The 931-nt window shown below is 64.7% G+C and carries 1 protein-coding gene; it reads right to left on the bottom strand.

Translation table 11 applies throughout. The annotated features are described in order from the left end of the window. Positions 1-890, bottom strand: an 890-nt coding sequence (locus tag ACFPOE_RS23970; protein ID WP_376852867.1) for an IS481 family transposase, incomplete at its 3' end; no start/stop codon positions are given. Positions 891-931 lie beyond the last annotated feature (41 nt).

Here is a 931-nt window from a genome sequence, read left to right as displayed (position 1 = left end):
CCACCGATGCCGCTGTGGGGCCGGTGGCAGTTGTAGTGGTGCTGCCAGCCAGCCAGGGCTGTCGTTCGCTCTGCCGAGTTCTGGTACGTCCAGCCATAGGCCCACTCGCGCAAGGCCGACTGAATGAACCGCTCTGCCTTGCCATTGGTCTGGGGCCGGTAGGCACGGGTGAACTTGTGGGTGATGCCCAGTTCGACACAGGCGGCGCGGAACTCGCGTGAGCGGAACGCCGAGCCGTTGTCGGTCAGCAGCCGTTTGACCGTGACGCCCAGCCTGGCGTAGTAGCTCACGGCGTTGCGCAGGAAGCGAACTGCTTGTTCCTTCTTTTCATCGGGGTGCATCGCCGTGAACGCCAGACGCGCGTGATCGTCAATGGCCACGAACAGCGTCTCCCAGCCAGCGCCACCGACAGAGTCCTTGCGGTTGCCCGTGACTCGGTGGCTGGGTCTCACGATGCGCCCCAGCTTCTTGGTGTCGATGTGCAGCAGATCGCCTGGGGCCTCGTGCTCATAGCGAACCACCGGCGGCGCAGGCTCCAGATCGCTCAACTTGGACAGGCCCGCTCGGGCCAGCACCCGGCTGACCGTCGACTCGGACACGCCAACGCTGCGGGCAATCGTGCTTTGCAGCATCCTGCGCTTGCGCAGCTCGAGGATCAGCAAAGCCCTCGATGCATCAATGGCCCGCGGCGATCGCATTGGCTTCGAGGATGCGTCGGCCAGGGCAAGCTCGCCTCCGGCCAGGTAGCGCCCGAGCCATTTGCGCGCAGTGGGCGGTGTCACGCCGTGCGCGCCGGCGGCCTCACAGGCGCTCAGCCCTTCCTCAGTCATCTGTTTGACCATCTGGAGTCGGCGGGCATAGGTCAATCGGGCATGCTTATGGGTGTTCATCCGGTGCGATCCGTTGAGTTGATTGGGTGTTTGGCGACTTC

The organism is Caenimonas terrae (genome assembly GCF_042655405.1).
Lineage (GTDB): Bacteria > Pseudomonadota > Gammaproteobacteria > Burkholderiales > Burkholderiaceae_C > Ramlibacter > Ramlibacter terrae_A.
Note: the sequence above shows the minus strand (reverse complement) of the source record. Positions and strands in the feature narration are given on the sequence as shown.